Here is a 2,482-nt window from a genome sequence, read left to right as displayed (position 1 = left end):
GGCGGGCGCGATTCCCGCCTATGTGCGCCTGATCGAACGCCTCGAAGAGGTGAGCGATTTCGACCGCCGCACCGAAGGGCTGGCCGAGGGCGAGGTGCTGGTGCGCCGCGCCGCCGAAGGCCAGGGGCTGACCCGGCCCGAACTCGCGGTGCTGCTGTCCTCCGGCAAGCTTGCATTGCAGGCGGCAATCGAGGCGAGCGACCTGCCTGTCGATCCGGTACTCGAACCGCTGCTGCTCGCGCGCTTCCCGGCGGCGATGCGCAAGACCTTTGCCGCCGAGATCAAGGGCCACCGGCTGCGGCGCGAGATGATCGCGACGAGCCTCTCCAACCGCATCGTCAACCGGCTCGGCATGGTCCATCCCTTCGAACTCGCCGAGGAGGAAGGCGTCGGCCTTGCCGAGGTTGCCGCGGCTTTCGTCGTCACCGAGAACCTGTTCGGGCTGGAAGCGCTGTGGCGCGATCTCGAGAGCGCCGCCATGCCCGAGACCGCCCGCCTCGCGCTGTTCGACCGGCTGGCGGCGGCGGTCGGCAACCTCATGAGCGACGTGCTGCGCACCGCCGCGGGCAAGGTCGCCGCGGGCACGATGATCGCGACGCTCTCCGAGGGTGTGACCGCGCTGGTCGCAGGCCGCGAGGAGCTGCTCACCGAGGAGCCCCGCGCCCGCTCGAAGGCGCTGCGCGACGGCTTCGTCGGCGTCGGCGCGCCCGAGGGGCTGGCGCAGCGCGTCACCTGCCTGTTCGATTTCGACGGGGCGGTGGGCCTCGCACAGGCCGCGCGCAGCGGCGGGATCGAGCCGCGCCTCTTGACCCACGCCTTCACCGACATCGGCACCGCGCTGGGCCTCGACTGGGCGCAGGGCACGGCGGCGCACATGAGCCCCTCGGACGTGTGGGAGCGGCTGCTGATCTCGGGCCTCGCGCGCGATTTCCAGCAGATGCGGATCGAGTTCCTGCGGCGGCTGATGCGGGCGGGCGGCGGCAAGGCCGACCCGCGCGCTGCGGTGGCCGAATGGACGGCGCGCAACAGCCAGGGCGTCGCCCAGTTCCGCAAGCTCGTCGCCCGCGCCCAGGCCCGCCCGCCGGTGGGCGCGGCGATGCTGGCGCAGATCGCCAGTCAGGCGAGGAACCTGCTGGAGCGGTGAACGAAAAGGCCCCCCTCCAGGGAGGGGGTGTGCCGATCGCAGCCTCACTCGCTCTCGCACCAGCAGGTTGACCCCCGCCGGAATTGCGGCAAGTCAATTCGCCAGGGTCAGCGGAAGGGCATAGCGGCGCAATGACATCCACCAACCAGCAGGCTGTCGTCCATGGGGACGTCGTGATCGTCGGCACCGGGCACGGCGGCGCGCAGGCGGCGATCGCCTTGCGCCAGCACGGGCACGAGGGCTCGATCGTGATGATCGGCCGCGACGACGCGCCGCCCTATGAACGCCCGCCGCTCTCGAAGGAATATCTCGCGGGCGACAAGGGCTTCGAGCGGATCATGATCCGGCCCGAGAAGTTCTGGGCGGAGAAGAATATCGACCTCCGGCTCGGCGCGGCGGTGACCGCGATCGACCCGGCGCGGCGGACGCTGACGCTCTCGGACGGCGCCAGGGTCACCTATCGCAAGCTGATCTGGTCGGGCGGCGGCGATCCCCGGCGGCTGCCGGTGCCGGGCGCGGTGCTGCCCGGCGTGTTCTACGTCCGCGACAAGCGCGATGCCGATGCGATGATGCAGGCACTGGCCGATGGCGCGCGGCGCGCGGTGGTGATCGGCGGCGGCTATATCGGGCTCGAGGCGGCGGCGGTGCTGCGCAAGCTTGGCTGCGAGGTGGTGCTGGTCGAGATGCTCCCCCGCCTGCTGGCGCGGGTGGCGGGCGAGGCCTTGTCCGACTTTTACGCCGCCGAGCACCGTCGGCAGGGGGTGGACATCCGCCTCTCCACCGGCGTGCATTCGGTGCTGGGCGAGGCCGCGGGGCGCGTCACCGGCGTGCGCCTCGACACCGGCGAGGAGGTGCCCTGCGACATGGTCATCGTCGGCATCGGCATCGTGCCTGCCGTCGCGCCGCTGATCGCGGCCGGCGCGGCGGGCTCGAACGGGGTCGATGTCGACTTCTGCTGCCGCACCACCCTCGACGATGTCTATGCCATCGGCGACTGCGCGGCGCACGCCAATCCCTATGCGGGCAACGCGGTGATCCGGCTCGAATCGGTCCAGAACGCGCATGACATGGCGAACACGGTCGCCCGCGCGATCATGGGCGAGAAGGAGGCCTACAACGCGCTGCCGTGGTTCTGGTCGAACCAGTATGACCTGAAGCTCCAGACCGCAGGGCTGAGCCTCGGATACGACCAGACGATCCTGCGCGGCGATCCGGAGAGCCGCAAGTTCACCGTGGTGTACCTCAGGAACGGCGTGCCGATCGCCTTCGACTGCGTGGGGACGATGAAGGATTACGTTCAGGCGCGAAAGCTGCTCGAGAGCGGTTGCGGCCGGATCG

General features: G+C 70.6%; 1 protein-coding gene and 1 pseudogene. Both read left to right on the top strand.

Annotated elements, in window-relative coordinates; genetic code table 11:
* Positions 1-1,144, top strand: a pseudogene (locus AX692_RS02365) (NAD-glutamate dehydrogenase domain-containing protein); the annotation flags it as partial.
* 131 nt (positions 1,145-1,275) lie between these two features.
* The coding region (locus tag AX692_RS02360; RefSeq protein WP_073977552.1) for an NAD(P)/FAD-dependent oxidoreductase at positions 1,276-2,482 on the top strand (1,207 nt) is incomplete at its 3' end.

Origin of the sequence: Erythrobacter donghaensis (assembly GCF_001557325.1) — a bacterium.
GTDB classification, from domain to species: domain Bacteria; phylum Pseudomonadota; class Alphaproteobacteria; order Sphingomonadales; family Sphingomonadaceae; genus Erythrobacter; species Erythrobacter donghaensis_B.
The sequence above is the reverse complement of the archived record's forward strand: the minus strand, read 5'-3'. Positions and strand labels throughout refer to the sequence as shown.